We start from the raw sequence: 16,555 nt of genomic DNA, 5'->3' as shown, positions 1-16,555 counted from the left end.
TATCTGCATTCTTTACAGAAGGTAAAAGCAGATTTTACCGCTATTTTTAATTCCTTTGTACCTGGTTCATGACTGAACCTGAATAATCTGCATTAAGCAACGTCCTCAATGATCTCCAAAAAACATCTCAGAACACCTCTAACCCTGATGGCGGCTACCGCGGTGGCGGTAGTGTCGTGTATGAAAATGGCCCCGATGTCTTCGGGACCGGTCGTGAAAACGAACAGTACCAAAGTGGTCGTCAAAGAAGACGCCGCGACGGGCAAGGCGAGAGCCAAAGAAATCCGTGAAAAGACGGTGGTGAAACTGGCCGACGGGTTGAAGCTCGACCTCTGGGCATCCGATTCCCTCGCACCGGACCCGGTAGCGATTGCGATGGACGATGCGGGAAGGGTGTACCTCAACCGTACCAATCGCCAGAAAAACTCCGAATTCGACATTCGGGGCCACCGCAACTGGATCACTGAATCCATAGCATTGCAGACGGTGGAAGATCGCCGCAAGTTTTTACACAAGACTTTCGCCCCTGAAAAAAGTAAAGAAAACAACTGGCTGAAAGACCTCAACGGCGACGGATCGCACGACTGGAAAGACCTCGCCGTGGAAAAAGACGAGGTTTGGCGCATTGAAGACACCGACAACGACGGCATCGCCGACGTATCGATGCGTATCCTCGACGATTTCTTCGACGAAGTTTCCGATGTGGCGGGCGGCTTGCTCGTGCGTGCGAAGGACGTTTTCGTAGCCATCGCTCCGGATGTGTGGCGTTTGAGAGATACCAACGGAGACGGCGTGCTAGACGAAAAAACATCGATCAGCCATGGTTACGGCGTGCATATCGGTTTCAGCGGGCACGGGATGTCGAACCCGATCGAAGGGCCGGATGGGAAGATTTACTGGAATATCGGCGACATTGGTGCCAATATTACCACTGCGGAAGGCGTGAAACATGAGCACCCCAACTCGGGTATCATCGCACGCTCCAACCCGGACGGCAGCGATTTCGAAATCTTCGCGCACGGGTTGCGTAACACGCACGAATTCGTGTTCGACGAATACGGCAACCTCATCAGCTCCGATAACGACGGTGACCACCCGGGTGAAAGCGAGCGTCTGGTGCACGTAGTGGAAGGCTCCGACGCAGGCTGGCGCTCCAACTGGCAATATGGCAAGTACACCGACCCGAAAAACAACAGCTACAAGGTATGGATGGACGAAAAGCTCTTCAAACCACGCTGGGACGGTCAGGCGGCATATATCATCCCTCCTATTCAAAACTTCCACAATGGCCCTACCGGTATGCAATACAACCCGGGAACGGCATTGGGTAAGGACTGGAAAAACAAGTTCTTCCTGGTTGAATTCGTGGGCAACCCTGCGCGTTCGCCGATCTGGTCGTTTGGTTTGAAACCTAAGGGCGCTTCATTCGTGCTGGATGGTGAGAAAAACATTCTGACAGGTATCCTGCCGACCGGCATACGTTTCGGTCCGGATGGTGCATTGTACGTGGCCGACTGGATCAATGGTTGGGATACCAAAAACTATGGCCGCGTGTGGAAACTCGACGTTACCGACGAGAAAAACGACCTGAAAGCGATCCGTACAGAAACGAAACGGTTAATGCAACTGGATTATACCAAACAATCCGACGACGCATTGCTGCCGCTGCTTTCCTATGAAGACATGCGCATTCGCCAGAAGGCACAGTTTGAACTTGCTTCAAGAGGTGCGAAAGGCGCTGCGGTGTTGAACAAAGCCATTGAACAAAAAGGCAACCAGTTCGGCCGCATTCACGGGATTTGGGGAATGGGGCAACTGGCACGTCAGGATAAGTCGTATGCCAATGTATTAATGACCTTGTTGAAGGATTCCGACGAAGAAATTACGGTACAGGCTGCGAAAGTGCTGGGTGATGCCAAAATCGCAGAAGCCGCACCGATGCTGATCCCGATGTTGCAAAGCAAAAACCCGCGCGTGCAATTCTTCGCGGCGCAGGCACTTGGCCGGGTGAAAGACAAAAATGCCGTGCAGCCATTGATCGATATGGTCAAAGCGAATAACGATCAGGACGTATACATCCGCCACGCGGGCGTGCTGGCGCTCTCGCGCATAGGCGAAGCCGCACCGATCGCCGCACTGGCAAGCAGCCCTGAAAAATCGCTTCGCATTGCCGGAGTACTGGTGCTTCGCCGCATGAAAAACGAGCAGATCAGCGCATTCCTGAAAGACAAGGACGAATACATCGTAACAGAAGCCGCCCGCGGTATCAACGACGATCTTTCCATTCCTGCCGCATTGCCTGCATTGGCGGCGGTGCTGAACGAGAAAGGATTCACTTCCGAGCCATTGTTGCGCCGCGCCATCAACGCAGCCCTGCGTGTGGGCGGCGATACGCAACTGAACGACCTGATTGCATTCGCGAAACGGAAGGATGTAGACAAAGCAATGCGTGCCGAAGCATTGGCAACGTTGGGAACCTGGGCTAGCCCATCCGTAACCGACCGTGTGGACGGACGCTACCACGGCCCGATGGAGCGTGATCCTGCTGCCGTAAAAGCGAAGATCAAGCCTATGGTGGCCGATCTTTTGCAGGAAAATGAGCCGGCGATCCTGATCGCTACGGCGCAAATGCTGACGAACCTGAATGTGAGCGATAACAACGCAACATTGGCGAAAATCCTGAACGACAGCAATGATCCGAAAGTACGCGCGGCAATGCTCGTAGCGCTGAACGATCTGAAATATACGGATATGGAAACCGTCATGAAAAAAGGCATGAGCGATTCCGACGCCGACGTTCGTACCGCAGCTTTGGGCATGGTAGGAAGTGTGAATATGTCTAAAGAAGCATTGGCGGACATTTCGAATACCATTTTCGAGAAAGGCAGCGTGCGCGAGCAACAGCAAATCCTGAAAGTACTGGGAAGCCTGCCGGTAGCCAAAACGGAGCCTATTTTCAACGGGTTGATCGGCAAAATGGCGGATAACAAGCTGCCGCAAAACCTGCTTCTCGACCTGGGCGAAGCGGTCGACTCCACCAAATCGAGCACGTTGATCGCCAAAATAGCGCCGCTGCGCAAGCAAGGCAACACTGCGGCCGACTACCAGGATGCATTGTTCGGCGGGAACGCGCAGGCGGGCCGTCGCTACTTTATGACCAGCTCGGCTGCCGAATGCGTGCGTTGCCACTCGATCGGCGGTCAGGGCGGAGAAGTAGGTCCTAACCTTTCGAACATTGGTAATGTCCTCGCGCGCGAACAAATTCTCCAGGCACTCGTTGAACCGAGCGCGCGCCTTTCTCCTGGTTTCGGCATGGTAATGCTGACATTGAAAGACGGAACCTCCGCAGCCGGTATCCTGGCCCAGGAAAACGAGCACGAACTGATCCTGAAAACCTCGGAAGCCGAGCCATTGAAAATCGCGACTTCACGCATTGCGAAACGCGAAAACGTACCATCCAGCATGCCGCCTATGGGCAATATCATGTCTAAACGCGAAATACGGGATGTGGTGGAATTCCTCTCGGGTTTGAAGAAGTAACCGAAAAGTACCTTAAAGCACAAACCCCGGGATTTTAGGATCCCGGGGTTTATTTTTATGTTAATAGACAAATTTTTGCCGCTGTTTGTTATCTCTATGATTTGGGTATATTTGAAAAAAGTTAAATCATGACAGCTTATCTGACCGAGCGAATTGCCATTGATCCTGATATTTGCAATGGCCGTCCTATAATCAGGGGAATGCGGATCACAGTGCAAACGGTGCTGGAATTTCTTTTTGCCGGGACTACGCGGGAGGAACTATTGTACCAATATCCTGCGCTCGAAAACGAAGACATTGACGCTTGTTATGAATTTGCGATCGAGATGATGAACAGGAACTATTTTATCAAAGATATAAAGCATGTCGCCTGAATATCTGATCGACGTTAATTTACCATACTACTTTTCGGTTTGGAATACCGCCAAATTCATTCACCAGTTGGACATCGGGCGTACGGCGAAAGACTCCGATATATGGTCTTATGCGAAAACGTCACAGCTAACGGTAGTTACGAAAGATTCAGATTTCGCTACCAGAATCCTGGTCTCATCTCCACCTCCCCGCGTCATTCATTTCCGCATCGGAAACATTTCAATGAAAGCATTTCATGCACTCATTTCACAGGTATGGGATGAGGTTACAGAGCTTAGCCGCAGCTATAAACTCGTAGTTGTTTTCAACGACAAAATTGAAGCATTCAACTAGCGTTCCCGGCACGATTTTAATTCATCAACACCAAAAAATTTGAATGGAACTCGACAAAAAAGAGGCTGAGGTCGTGAACCGGGCAATACAGTCCTGGGAAGACGAGGCTCGCATATCGAAGGAACTGGCGACGGAACTACGTGGCAGTTACAGCGTCCGGAATGCAAATGTGGATGCAATCGCTATTTATGCATTGATTTCCGCGGTATCCTGTGGGTTGCTGGCGTTCGGAGCATTGGTGCTGGATGAAAAATGGATCGAGTTGCTGCGCAAGCGTTGGGGCTTTTCGGAAAATATTGTCGGGATCCTGTTCACTTCCGTAGCCGGACTTTTTGTGTACCTCGCCAAGCGGCGTATCAATAAAACCTCGCGCGCTAAAATCAGCAATGAGGTCTATAACATCGCCATCATACTGACCGTCGCAATAGCAATCACTTACTGGACGCGCGGCTTGCTGGATGGGCCGGGGAATTATGCTTTGCCCCTACTTTTTGCGGCGCTGGCTTACGCCGGCATTGCCATTTTCCTTCGTTCGACTTTGCTTTGGGTGGCGGCGATCGTCGCGCTGGCCGGCTGGTGGGGCGCGCAGACGCATTACTGGTCGGAAGGCAGCTATCGTTTTATGGGCATGAATTATCCGCTTCGTATGACGGTTTTTGGCCTGGTAATCTGGGCATCGTCGTTTGTCATCGGCAAAATCCAGCCGACCGCATTCCTGAAAGAAGTTACTTATACGGTTGGACTGCTCCTCTTTTTAATCGCTGGCTGGACGCTTTCGATTTTTGGAAACTATGCCGATTACGAAGGCTGGAAGGCGCTTAAACAAAGCCATTTCTGGTTCTGGGCACTCAGTTTTACGCTGGTTCTCGCCGGAATGCTTTATTATGCATTTCAATACAAGCAGGAAACATTGCGCGACCTTTGCCTGGTTTTCTTCCTTTTGAATATTTATACCCGCTATTTCGAATGTTTCTGGGATCGTACCAATGCGGGGATTTTCTTTGCGCTGCTGGCGTTATCCTTCTGGTTTGTGGCCAAAAAAGCCGAGCAATGGCGCGGCAAAACCACAGGATAATCCATTTATTCTTAGTACAAAAACATTATCATGAGCAATATCAGACCGATCCGTGGCGAAGAACTCGACCTTATTCATTTCCTCCTCGAAAAGCTGAACCTCGACCCGATCGATTTCCCGGTATCCGAAATGGTTGACGAGTACGAAGGTGGAAAAATGGGCAGTATCAGCCTCGGCGGCGATGTGAATGGCTACGCGGGCGATCTCATCCAGGCCGAGTACGTGGATATCGACGATACGCCGGTCGTAATCACCTTAACACAGGACAGCAACGGCCATTTGCTCGACCTGGATTTCTGGAAAGTGGATTTTACCAAATTGCTCGATTACCCTACTCCCGACAGACTGATATTCGGCAAAACGCCAGAAGAATGAGTCGTTACGCTTCTTCGTAATCCAGCTCTTTACCATAGGTTTCTTCCATTCGCCAGAGCGAAAGCAATGCAAGCGAAAAGCATATTGCGCCTACGATTGCGCCGGAATGCAACACGCCCGAGTCCTTTTTCAAAAACTGGAACAATGGCAGGGTAAGTAACACGGTCGCCCGCACATTGTTGGCCACCGAAGTAGTGACCGTCGCGCGGAGGTTGGTACCGAATTGCTCGGCCGTGGTGGTGAGGAACATCGCAATGTAGCCGATCGAGAAGCCGAGCCATACGTAACAAATGTAAAGGGTGGTCGCGGTATGGATACCACCCGAAAGCAGCCAGGCCACACCGGCCAGCGTCATCAGCATCATTACCAATATCGCTTTCCTCCGCGAATGCAGCCATTGGCTCAGTATCCCGCTGAAAAAGTCGCCGGTGACCACGCCTATATACGTGTATAGCACGCACGTACCCGCCTGAATTTCCTCCGTAATGCCCAATGCCTTCGCGAACTCGTTACCGAATGTCGAGTAAATACCGATCACCATGTAAGTTGGTAAGCCGATGCCCATGCAGCGCACGTAGCGCACAAACCTCGACCAACTGGTAAAGATCGTCCACCAGGGTACAGGTTTGGAGCCCCGTTTTTCGAGGCTTTTATTAAAAACAATGGATTCCAGCACATTCACGCGCAGGATCAACAATATCAGGCCCATTCCGCCGCCGATGAAATAGGCCATGCGCCAATCCGTCAGTTTGACGGCGAAGAACGCGGCAATGGCCCCGGCGAGGCCTACGCTGGCCACTACCGAGGCACCGTAGCCGCGTAGTTCTTTTGGCAAGATTTCGGCGATCAAGGTAATGCCGGCGCCCAATTCTCCTGCGAGACCAAACCCCGCGATAAACCTCAGTATCGAATAGATTTCCACATTTTGCGTAAAACCACAGGCGATATTTGCGAGCGAATAGGTCAATATCGAGCCGAATAGCACGGATCGGCGGCCGAGTTTGTCCCCCAATATCCCCCATAAAAAACCACCGATCAGCAATCCTGCCTGCTGCCAATTGTAAATGTTGGCGCCGATCTGCGAGATTTCTTCCTCCGAAAGTCCGAGGTCTTTCAGGCTCGGGACGCGCACGATATTGAAAAGCAGCAGATCGTAAACATCCACGAAATAGCCGAGTGAGGCTACGATAACGGGCAGTGTAAAAACGGCGCTGAGTTTAGGCTGAACAGGAGTGACGGCGGTCATAAAGGTGTTTTCGTTTATTCGTCAAAAGGCTTGCGGCGCAGCGATTTAATGGCGGCGTTGCGCTGTTTGACTTTTAATCTTTCGAGTTTGGAAGCCAGTGTGGGTCTGGTAGCTTTGCGGTCTTTCTCAACCGTAAGTGCCTGGCGGACGAGGCGGTCGAACTTCTCGACGACCTTTTCCTTATTGGCCAGCTGCGAGCGCTCGGTCTGGTGGTATAATACGAGCACTTTACCGTTCGTTAATCGGTTGGATAATTTTTCGGTCAGCCTTTGCTTGTCCTCGCCGGTCAGGAATTGCGAATTCGGGATGTCAAAACGCAGTTCTACCTTTGTTTCTACCTTATTCACATTTTGCCCCCCCTTACCACCGCTCCTGGCTGTCTGGAAGACCAGTTCGGTGTGCAGGATTTCAGGATCGATCATTTGTATTTTAAGTTTTGTTAACACGTGTTAATGTCCGGCGGGGCCATTAAACCAGGATCTAAAAGTAACGTCCAAGAATCGATTTTTAAACAACAGGAAAACAATTAAAAGAATAAAGCAATGGACACCATGCGTACATTAAGGATAATCGGCCTGTTCATTTTGATGTTCGTCGGCGTTTCGGTTTCTAACAAAACCGAAGCACAGCCCGGTTTCAGGATTTCTTTTGAAACTTTCTACGACGAGCTTTCCCCCTACGGCCGCTGGGTTCGCAATCCGCATTATGGCTCCGTCTGGATCCCCGACGTGCCCCGCGGTTTCCAGCCTTACTCCACCGCGGGTTACTGGGAACAAACAGAATATGGTAATACCTGGGTTTCGGAATATGACTGGGGCTGGGCACCGTTCCACTACGGCCGCTGGTCGTACGACGATTATTACGGTTGGTTTTGGGTACCCGACTACGAATGGGGCCCTGCGTGGGTTAACTGGCGCTCGGGTGGCGGCTATTACGGCTGGGCACCGCTGGGGCCGGGTGTGAATATCAATGTGTCGATCAACATTCCGTCGTTCTGGTGGGTTTTTGTGCCGCAACGCTATGTACTGAGTCCCGGGTGGCGTTCGTACTGCGCTCCGCAAAGACGCGTATCGCATTACTACAACAATACCGTCGTCATCAACAACTATTACCGCAGTAACAACCGCACCTATGTGTACGGCCCGCGCCGTGACGAGATCGAGCGCATTACCCGCAGGAGCGTCCCCATACGTACGATCGACGCCAGCCCGAGAGGCCGTGGACGGGTGATCATCGCGGATCGCGGAAATGGCCGCTACGACTACGGTACCCGCGATCATGGCCGTGGAAACCGCACGATCGACGCCAACCCGCGCATCGACCGCAGCAATCGCAACGACGACAACCGCATCGAACCCGGTGATAATTCAAGACGTGGCTCGCGTAGCCCATTCGATGGCCGCGACAGTCGCAACGACCGCAACCGCGAATCGGCGCCTGTTGATAGCCGTAACGACCGGAATGAAGCGCCCAATCCGGGCCGCAATGAGCGCAACGAAGCGCCGAACCGCTCGGAACGCAACCGCGATTTTGGTAACCCGGGCAATGGTCCTGAACGTAACCGCGACTTCGGCAACCCTGGCAACAGCCCCGAACGCGTAGAACGTCCGAACGTCGAACGCCCTGAAAGACAGGAACGCAGCAACCGGACATTCGAACCGGCACCGCGCGTGGAACGCCAGGAGAGAAGTGCACCGGAGCCCCGCAGCAACGACCGCGGTAATCGCGGCGGCGACAATGGAGGCGGAAACCGCGGCGGTGCCGATAATGGAAACCGTGGCGGTGGCGGCGGTTCGAGCGAACGCAGCGGCCGGGGACCGAGATAATTTCAGCCCTTAACATAAAAACAACCCGGCGGGATAGTAGTATTTTCCGCCGGGTTGTTTTTGTTTATGAAGACTTTCGATTTACGCTTTGGAAACAGATAAAAATGTTATTTTTAGCCTGATCCCCAACCCACGGTATTGAATGGAAATACAATTTGACATTGAATTCAAGGAGAGTGCACCCAAGTACATGCAGATTATCAAATCGCTGTTGCAGGCGATTAGTAAAGGAAAGCTGAAACGAGGCGATAAGATCCCTTCTATTAACCAGTTGAGTGAGGAATACCTGCTTTCCCGCGATACCGTCGAAAAGGCCTACAAGCACCTCATCAAGGACGGCGTGCTGATTTCAGTTCGCGGAAAAGGCTATTTTATCAACCGCGTGGATATCGAAACTTCGCTGCGTATTCTGCTGGTTTTTAACAAGATAAGCAATTACAAAAAGCAGGTCTATAATGCATTTGTCGAAAACATCGGCCGTAATGTGAATGTCGACCTGCATATTCATCACTCGAATACCAATATTTTCAAAAACCTGATCAAAAACAGTCTGGGCGAATACGACTATTACGTGATCATGCCGCATTTCTACGAAAAAGCTGAGGAGGCCATCGAAACGCTGAAAATGATCCCGCCCGAGAAGCTTATCCTGCTCGACAAGGACATCGAGTTCAACAGCAAAAAGCATTCGTCTGTTTTCCAGAATTTTGAAAAAGACATTGTCTATGCGCTCAACGAAGCGGTGGATTTATTGAAGGTTTACAAAAAGCTGATCCTCATTTTCCCGACCATGATCCGCTATCCGAAGGAAATCATCAAAGGTTTCCGGATATTCTGCATCCAGCACGAGTTCGAGCACGAGATCATGTATGATTTTCACGAAAACGGCATGGCGGTGAAAGATACCGCTTATGTGGTGATAGAAGAAAACGACCTGGTGAACCTGATCAAGAAATGTAAGGAACAACAGCTCGTGGTCGGGAAGGACGTCGGTATTATCTCCTACAATGAGACGCCCCTGAAAGAAATCCTCCTCGACGGTATTACGACCATTTCGACCGATCATGAGCAAATGGGAAAAACCGCCGCGGAGATTATCAAGGAAGGAAAACGAGCACTGGTCAAAAACCCGTTTACGCTGATCAGGCGGAAGTCGCTTTGAGGGATGTCTCGTTGCGTAATGTCACCCTGAGTAGTGTTATTCTGAGAGAAGTCAAGGGATGTCAGTCTGAGCGAAGTCGAAGGATGTCAGTCTGAGCGAAGTCGAAGGATGTCAGTCTGAGCGAAGTCGAAGACAGTCAGTACCATGACGTCGTACATGCGCTTCGACTCCGCTCAGCGTGACAGAGTATTACAAACCGGTGGCTACCGTCAATTTGCCACGTTCGTTCAGCAACTCGTTGCGAACGCCGATGTGACGGTACAAGCCAATCGGGTCCAGCGAACCGCCGCTCAGGCGCATGGCCTCGCGTACGAGCGGGCGCACGTCGGTGCGGAATGCATTCTGCAATATTTGCTGGGCCAATACCACATCGTTTTCGTTGCGGGCCAGTTCCAGTTTCTTTCTGTCTACTAACAATGCCTGCGCTTGTGCGATCAATATCGCTTCTACCGATTGCAGCAGGTCTTCCAACGGATCTTTCACATTATGGCTCGCGTCGATCATCCAGGCGTAAGTATCGCTGGCGCGGTTGGCGCGTTTCATACCTTCCACTAGTTCGACGAAGATCAGGAACAGTTGATATGGGCGAATGGCACCTACCGTTAAATCATCATCACCATATTTGGAGTCGTTGAAATGGAAACCGGCGAGGCGGCCTTCCATCATCAGTGTCGCTACGATCTGCTCGATGTTTGCATTAGGTAAATGGTGTCCTAAATCAACCAGTACGTCCGCTTTCGGGCCGAGTTTCTGGCAGAAAAGCAGCGAACTGCCCCAATCCTGGATCACGGTCGAATAGAAATTAGGCTCGTAGGCTTTGTATTCCACATAAACTTTCCAGTCGTCGGGCAATGCGGCGTAGATTTCCTGCAAAGATTCGAGCGTGTTCTGGAATGCTTTTACAAAATTTGACTGACCTGGGAAGCAGGAACCGTCCGACAACCAGATCGACAATGCTTTTGAACCGAGGTTCTCGCCGTGTTTAATTACTTCAATATTGTGTTCGACCGCCTGCTTGCGCACCTTCGCGTCCACATGCGAGAGCGAGCCGAATTTGTAAGAATGCTCCTGGTCTTTCTGATCCTGGAAAGTATTGGAATTGACCGCATCAAACTTCAAATCCAGAGACGTTGCCAGATCGATGATCGGCTGCGCCTGGCCGGGAATATCCCAGGGAATGTGCAGCGAAATGGAACCGCTCGAACGGTTCAATGCGTGCAGCAAGCCCACATCTTCGATTTTTTCTTCCAGCGAACGCGGCTCTCCTACGCCCGAAAACCGTCCGAAACGCGTACCGCCGGTGCCCAATGCCCAGCTAGGAATCGCTACCTGGAATGCTTCCAGCCCTTTTACAATGTCTTTCGCATTGATACCCTGCTCGCCCAGTTGCTCTTGTAAGAAGATAAACTGGTTGTTATGCCGCGAAAACAGGCTGTCGTTGTGCTGGTCGATCTGATATTGTTCAATTTTCATCTGGATAGAATTAAAAAGACTTGGCAAGTTGGAACAACCCGCCAAGTCTGATTTAACATATTTTGATCATTAACGAAGGAATGCCGCAGGAACACCGCCGTCGACGTTGATCACGTTTCCGGTGCTCTTGTTGAGCAGGCCACTCACGAAAATATATACGCCGTTTGCAATGTCGTCCGTATGAATTTCCGCATTCAGCACGGTTCTTTTCGCGTAATAAGCCGGCAGTTCTTCTACTTTGATACCGTATGCTTTCGCACGTCCGGCTGCCCAGCCGCTTTCCCAGATCTTGCTTCCGGCGATTACCGCGTCGGGGTTCACCACGTTTACGCGGATTTTGTCCGGACCGAGTTCCGCAGCCAAAAGACGCGACATATGTTGCTGAGCAGCTTTCGCCGTTCCGTAAGCCACGTTGTTCGGGCCGGAAACGATTCCATTCTTGCTCGCGATGTTGATAATATCACCGCCCAGGCCTTGCTGACGCATAATCGCCACCGACTCCTGCGATACCAGGAACTGGCCTTTTACCAATACATCCTGCAAAATATCCCAGTCTTTGATGGTCGTATCCGCCAATGGTTTCGAGATCGACAACCCTGCGCAGTTGATCACGATATCCAAGCCACCGTATTTCAATTTGGTAGCGTGCAATGCGGCTTTGATAGCCTGGTCGTCGAGTACGTTCGCTACGGTGGTGTCGGAGAAATCCTTGCCGAATTTCGCATCGAATTCCGCTTTGGTTTCAGCCAATGCTTTTTCATCGATATCCGAAATCACCACGCAAGCACCTTCCTGCAACAGTTTCTGAGCAATTGCCTTACCGATACCACCCGAGCCGCCGGTTACGAATGCGACTTTGCGGGATACCGATTTTTCTTTCGGCATACGCTGCAATTTCGCCTCTTCCAGCAACCAGTACTCGATGTCGAATGCTTCCTGTTCAGGCAGTGAAACGTAAGAAGAGATCGCCTCGGCGCCTTTCATTACATTAATTGCATTGATATAGAACTCAGCCGCAACGCGTGCAGTCTGCTTGTCTTTCGCGAACGAGAACATACCCACGCCTGGCAACAAGATGATCACCGGGTTCGGGTCACGCACTGCCGGGCTGTTGGAATGCTTGCAACGCTCGTAATAAGCGATGTAATCCTCGCGATATGCTTCGAATTGCGGACGAATGTGATCCAGGATTTCCGCATCGGCCGCTTCCAGTTTCTCAAATGGCAGGTCGAGTACCAGCGGACGGATCTTCGTGCGCAGGAAGTGGTCGGGGCAGCTGGTACCGAGCGGGGCCAGTTTGTCCAGGTCATGACTTGCGATGAATTCCAGCACACGCTCATCATCGGTGAAGTGACCGATCATCGCCTGTTTCTCGGAAGCCAAACCGCGCAAATAAGGTGCCAGTTTGCCAGCGATAGCAGCGCGGCGTTCTTTCGGCTCGCTTTCCAGGCGTGCGCCACCGAAAACAGGACGGCTCTTGCCATAGTTTTCAGCCAGGTATTCCGACGCCCTTTCGATCGTGTCGAGCGTATTGATGTAAGATTCGTAAGCGGTATCACCCCATGTGAACAATCCGTGACCGCCTAAAACGATCCCACGAATGCCGGGGTTGTCATTCAATGCCTGTTCCAGTTGCAGCCCGAGGTCGAAACCGGGACGTTGCCAGGGTACCCACGCCAGCTCGCCATTGAACAGTTCTTTGGTAATAGCCTCGCCTTCTTTCGATGCAGCGATCGCGATCAATGCATCAGGGTGCAGGTGATCGATGTGCTTGAAAGGCAGCAAACCGTGCAGCGGCGTATCGATGGACGGCGCCTTCGATTTCAGATCGTAAATGCAATGGTTGAACAGCTCCACCATTTCATCTTCGAATTCCAGTCCGCGGTAGATGTTTTTCAGGCTGTGCAGGCGGTCGACGTACAGACCGGCCAGTCCGCTTCTTGTTAAAGTACCAATATCACCACCCGATCCCTTGATCCACATTACCTCGACAGGGTTACCCGTCAACGGATCTTTTTCGATGGTTTTACAGCTCGTGTTTCCACCAGCATAGTTGGTCAGGCGAAGATCGGCACCCAACAGATTTGAACGGTACAGAAGAAGTGCAACCTGATCATCACCCAGGGAAGCGGCTTTCTCTTCATCCCATAAATAGCTTACGTACCTGTACTGGCTTACTTTAGAACTGCTCATATTTGTTTCCTGATTATTTATCATTTTTGAGGTATAAGTTCTTCTTTCCTGAAAGGATTTTAACAGATTAATACTACTCTGAACGTATGTGCAAGATTAGGAAACTTAGCAATGCACACCGTCCTGTTGTATCCTGCATGTTGAAATAAATCGAGAATTAATGTGAGATTTGGAAGTTTCGGTATAAAACAAATGGTCTGAACCATGTTTGTTACAGTTCAGACCACGAAAAAGAAAAATAACCTTACTGCGCTATCGCTTTATTAGCAATTTCTTTGCGACATCGCCGATTTTGAGGGTGTAAATGCCTTCTTTCAAATCCTTCACATCGAGTTTCCCGCCCGACAGTTTCGTGTCCGCAACCACCAACCCGCCCGTCGGCGTAAATACTGATACCGGTTCATTTTCCGCGGCGCCTTCCACCGTCAGTTCCGTCTGCGCCGGGTTGGGATAAATCTTTACAATAGCGCCGCCTCTTTTTACAGAAATGACTTTCGAGTATTCAAATTTCCCGTCATAATCCAGTTGCTTCAAGCGGTAATAACCGATTGTCAGCGGATCGAGATCGGTAAAGTGATAAAACTGATCCTCTTTCGTATCCCCGCTTCCATCCACAAAACCGATTTTTTCAAACGTCCGCGCATCGGCGCTGCGTTCGATTTCGAAGCCTTTGTTATTCGTTTCCGAGGCAGTTTTCCAGGTGAGTTTGGTTTGGTTGTTTTCGGATTTGCCTTCGAACGAGACGAGGGTAACGGGGAGCGTCATGCTATTCGTTTCACTCATCAGTGTGAGTGAGGTAACGGTCGAATTAGTTACAGTGACGTGGTAATTTCCATCCTCCGTTGCCAGAAAAGTGCTGTCACCGACTTTGGTTGCCACCAACTCCCCGAAGCGGTACCAACGATAGGTATTGTTGGCCAACGTCCCGCCTGCGTAGACCGACAGCACGCGATTCGTTTTTGAGATACCTATGTTTTGCTGAGAAATGTCGGAAGACAATCTGGAATAGTTTTCCTCCATGCCGTCAAATGTGAATTTGTTGCCCACAATCCCCAATCGGTTGCTTCTGATTTTGGAGACATCGGGAATGCGTCCGCTCAAATTATTCCCGCTTAAATTTATCTGCCAGGCTTTTGTAATTTTATTCAGGGATGCGGGTAAACTGCCCGTCAACTCGTTACCGGAGAAGTCCCAACTTTCCAGGTTTACCAGGTTACCGATCTGTTCCGGAATCTGCCCGCCATTTTTAAGACCTGTGATGCTCAATGTTTTCAGGTTTACCAGCTTATCAATGCTACCTGGAATCGGGCCGTAAAGCTCAGAACCGGAGATATCGAGGGCGGTGAGACTGGTGAGGTTGCCGAGGGATGCGGGCAGCGGGCCAGAAAAGCCACTGTTTAAAATGGACAGCTTTTTCAGTTTGGTGAGGTTACCGATGGATGCCGGAATGCTGCCTATGTTGTTTGGAGTGGTCGTGCTGGCAGAATACAGCAGAAGCGATTCGAGGTTGGTCAGATTTCCGATCGATTCCGAAACGGGGCCTGTGGGAGAGAATGTCAAATCTTTCAGGCTGGTAAGCGTCCAGAGCACATCGAACCCATCGGAATCGAATTTGCTATATTCCAGGGTCAAGGTTTCGAGGTTAACCAGATTGCCGAATTCCGCTGGTATTTTCCCTGCCAGAGGAGGCCGGTCCATAATTCCTCCCGATGTTAAACCCAGGTTCCGCAGCGCAGTGAGGTTGCCTATTTCGGCCGGGATGTAGCCAGTTATTTCGTTTCCATTTAAATTAAGATCTGTAACTCGTCCATTTTCACAGGTAACTCCATACCATCCGCAAGGGTTGTCGCCAGGCTGACTGGGCATTGGCCAGGGCTCGTCTCGTTCGGAATACCATCCCGTACCACCCATTGCATTGTAGATAGCCACCAATGCCTGACGGTCACCCTCGAGTGTCTGCCCGTGAGAATGAATGGAACAAAAAAGAAGAAGGATTGATAGAATTTGTTTCATAGAGGAACTTTACAAGAATAGCTACCTTGTAAAGTTCCCGTTTTTGCATTTAAAATCAGATTCGGTTACAAAATTTTTATACTACCTACCAATCAGCAATCTTCCGGTCCCCGCGCCAGCCCGGATCACATACAAGCCCGGTTTCAGCGCCCGCACCGACATCGGTTTTCCGTTGGCTGTCTGCGCTTTCAGAACCACTCTGCCGACCTCGTTTAGAATATGTAAATCCTGCCCCTCTTCAACGCCTGAAACGGTGACTTCATTCGTGGCAGGGTTGGGATACATTTTGAGCACTGCATTACCGCTTTTCACGGTGGTGATTTTCGAATACTCGAATTGTCCATCGTAATCCAGTTGCTTCAACCGATAATAGCCCGTCGCCAGCGGATTGAGATCGGTAAAGTGATAAAACTGATCCTCTTTTGTATCCCCGCTTCCATCTACAAAACCGATTTTCTCAAACGTCCGCGCATCGGCGCTGCGCTCGATTTCGAAGCCTTTGTTATTGGTTTCGGAAGTGGTTTTCCAGGTGAGTTTGGTTTGGTTGGATTCATGTTTCCCATCGAAGGAAACGAGCGTTACCGGCATTGCAGCAATTACTTCGTCACCACTAACTAAAGTCAATCCAGGTACCAGGCTGTTTGTCACTTCTACCCGGTAAACGCCGGTTGGGACTACAATATAGTTTCCACCGTTTGTTGTCGTTCTGAACAATGTCCCGTCTTTGTACCATTTATAAGTATTGTTCGATGCAGTGCCACCCGCATGTTCAGCATACAAAGACGCCGCCTCATCCCCACCCAACGCAATTTCTACTTCCAGTTTAAACTTCTTCTGGTTGCCGTACGCGTCCAGCCGACTGATATTGGTCTCCATGCCTGAAAAGTTGAAGGCATTGTTGTTGATCCTTACATCAGCCGAGACGGGGATTCCCAGAATGTTGG

Annotated in this window: 13 protein-coding genes; 7 read left to right on the top strand and 6 right to left on the bottom strand. The window is 50.7% G+C overall.

Translation table 11 applies throughout. The features are described 5' to 3' along the window. The first annotated feature begins 108 nt into the window (after positions 1 to 108). The 5 genes from BMW93_RS31775 (at position 109) to BMW93_RS31755 (ending at position 5,698) form a co-directional block, all read left to right on the top strand. Positions 109 to 3,540: a HEAT repeat domain-containing protein gene (locus BMW93_RS31775; protein ID WP_090386280.1), complete on the top strand. Its 3,432-nt coding sequence runs from the start codon at positions 109 to 111 to the stop codon at positions 3,538 to 3,540. A 128-nt stretch (positions 3,541 to 3,668) separates the two neighbouring features. Then, positions 3,669 to 3,914: a DUF433 domain-containing protein gene (locus BMW93_RS31770; RefSeq protein ID WP_090386279.1), complete on the top strand. Its 246-nt coding sequence runs from the start codon at positions 3,669 to 3,671 to the stop codon at positions 3,912 to 3,914. After that, a complete protein-coding gene (locus BMW93_RS31765; RefSeq protein WP_090386272.1) occupies positions 3,904 to 4,248 on the top strand; it encodes a DUF5615 family PIN-like protein in 345 nt (114 codons plus the stop codon). Before BMW93_RS31770 ends, BMW93_RS31765 begins: the two co-directional genes overlap by 11 nt. Before the next feature lie 43 nt (positions 4,249 to 4,291). Further along, the gene (locus tag BMW93_RS31760; RefSeq protein ID WP_090386270.1) at positions 4,292 to 5,323 is read left to right on the top strand and encodes a hypothetical protein; all 1,032 of its coding nucleotides are present in this window, start codon (positions 4,292 to 4,294) and stop codon (positions 5,321 to 5,323) included. A gap of 30 nt (positions 5,324 to 5,353) precedes the next feature. After that, positions 5,354 to 5,698, top strand: a complete 345-nt coding sequence (locus tag BMW93_RS31755; RefSeq protein WP_090386269.1) for a DUF6984 family protein — start codon at positions 5,354 to 5,356, stop codon at positions 5,696 to 5,698. Between the two features lie 4 nt (positions 5,699 to 5,702). On the opposite strand, the gene BMW93_RS31750 is transcribed toward BMW93_RS31755, so the two are convergent. Both BMW93_RS31750 and arfB read right to left on the bottom strand, forming a co-directional pair. Continuing rightward, positions 5,703 to 6,944 (bottom strand): MFS transporter, encoded by a 1,242-nt coding sequence (locus tag BMW93_RS31750; protein WP_090386266.1) that lies wholly within the window; start codon positions 6,942 to 6,944, stop codon positions 5,703 to 5,705. 14 nt (positions 6,945 to 6,958) lie between these two features. Continuing rightward, positions 6,959 to 7,366 carry an alternative ribosome rescue aminoacyl-tRNA hydrolase ArfB gene (gene arfB / locus BMW93_RS31745; RefSeq protein ID WP_090386264.1) on the bottom strand — a complete coding sequence of 136 codons (408 nt, stop codon included), beginning with the start codon at positions 7,364 to 7,366 and terminating at the stop codon, positions 6,959 to 6,961. Positions 7,367 to 7,495: 129 nt separating this feature from the next. Here arfB and BMW93_RS31740 point away from each other — a divergent pair, with 129 nt between their 5' ends. Both BMW93_RS31740 and BMW93_RS31735 read left to right on the top strand, forming a co-directional pair. Continuing rightward, complete coding sequence (locus tag BMW93_RS31740) at positions 7,496 to 8,770, top strand: DUF6600 domain-containing protein (protein ID WP_229241051.1); 1,275 nt, start codon at positions 7,496 to 7,498, stop codon at positions 8,768 to 8,770. 142 nt (positions 8,771 to 8,912) lie between these two features. Further along, complete coding sequence (locus tag BMW93_RS31735; RefSeq protein WP_090386260.1) at positions 8,913 to 9,932, top strand: GntR family transcriptional regulator; 1,020 nt, start codon at positions 8,913 to 8,915, stop codon at positions 9,930 to 9,932. A 189-nt stretch (positions 9,933 to 10,121) separates the two neighbouring features. On the opposite strand, the gene BMW93_RS31730 is transcribed toward BMW93_RS31735, so the two are convergent. The 4 genes from BMW93_RS31730 to BMW93_RS31715 form a co-directional block, all read right to left on the bottom strand. After that, the gene (locus BMW93_RS31730; RefSeq protein WP_090386257.1) at positions 10,122 to 11,405 is read right to left on the bottom strand and encodes a TIM barrel protein; all 1,284 of its coding nucleotides are present in this window, start codon (positions 11,403 to 11,405) and stop codon (positions 10,122 to 10,124) included. A 69-nt stretch (positions 11,406 to 11,474) separates the two neighbouring features. Then, complete coding sequence (locus BMW93_RS31725) at positions 11,475 to 13,598, bottom strand: bifunctional aldolase/short-chain dehydrogenase (RefSeq protein WP_090386454.1); 2,124 nt, start codon at positions 13,596 to 13,598, stop codon at positions 11,475 to 11,477. A 252-nt stretch (positions 13,599 to 13,850) separates the two neighbouring features. After that, positions 13,851 to 15,611 (bottom strand): T9SS type A sorting domain-containing protein, encoded by a 1,761-nt coding sequence (locus BMW93_RS31720; protein WP_090386254.1) that lies wholly within the window; start codon positions 15,609 to 15,611, stop codon positions 13,851 to 13,853. An 81-nt stretch (positions 15,612 to 15,692) separates the two neighbouring features. Then, on the bottom strand, positions 15,693 to 16,555 hold an 863-nt coding region (locus BMW93_RS31715; protein WP_143061760.1), incomplete at its 5' end, for a T9SS type A sorting domain-containing protein.

The sequence above is a fragment of the Dyadobacter sp. SG02 genome, from assembly GCF_900109045.1.
GTDB lineage: Bacteria > Bacteroidota > Bacteroidia > Cytophagales > Spirosomataceae > Dyadobacter.
This window is presented reverse-complemented; position numbering and strand designations above follow the sequence as displayed.

What these genes read in the sequence shown, in the direction of transcription:
- BMW93_RS31775 (WP_090386280.1), top strand. Translation starts at nt 109, where the DNA reads ATGATCTCCAAAAAACATCTCAGAACACCTCTAACCCTGATGGCGGCT.
- BMW93_RS31770 (WP_090386279.1), top strand. Translation starts at nt 3,669, where the DNA reads ATGACAGCTTATCTGACCGAGCGAATTGCCATTGATCCTGATATTTGC.
- BMW93_RS31765 (WP_090386272.1), top strand. Translation starts at nt 3,904, where the DNA reads ATGTCGCCTGAATATCTGATCGACGTTAATTTACCATACTACTTTTCG.
- BMW93_RS31760 (WP_090386270.1), top strand. Translation starts at nt 4,292, where the DNA reads ATGGAACTCGACAAAAAAGAGGCTGAGGTCGTGAACCGGGCAATACAG.
- BMW93_RS31755 (WP_090386269.1), top strand. Translation starts at nt 5,354, where the DNA reads ATGAGCAATATCAGACCGATCCGTGGCGAAGAACTCGACCTTATTCAT.
- BMW93_RS31750 (WP_090386266.1), bottom strand. Translation starts at nt 6,944, where the DNA reads ATGACCGCCGTCACTCCTGTTCAGCCTAAACTCAGCGCCGTTTTTACA.
- arfB (WP_090386264.1), bottom strand. Translation starts at nt 7,366, where the DNA reads ATGATCGATCCTGAAATCCTGCACACCGAACTGGTCTTCCAGACAGCC.
- BMW93_RS31740 (WP_229241051.1), top strand. Translation starts at nt 7,496, where the DNA reads ATGCGTACATTAAGGATAATCGGCCTGTTCATTTTGATGTTCGTCGGC.
- BMW93_RS31735 (WP_090386260.1), top strand. Translation starts at nt 8,913, where the DNA reads ATGGAAATACAATTTGACATTGAATTCAAGGAGAGTGCACCCAAGTAC.
- BMW93_RS31730 (WP_090386257.1), bottom strand. Translation starts at nt 11,405, where the DNA reads ATGAAAATTGAACAATATCAGATCGACCAGCACAACGACAGCCTGTTT.
- BMW93_RS31725 (WP_090386454.1), bottom strand. Translation starts at nt 13,598, where the DNA reads ATGAGCAGTTCTAAAGTAAGCCAGTACAGGTACGTAAGCTATTTATGG.
- BMW93_RS31720 (WP_090386254.1), bottom strand. Translation starts at nt 15,611, where the DNA reads ATGAAACAAATTCTATCAATCCTTCTTCTTTTTTGTTCCATTCATTCT.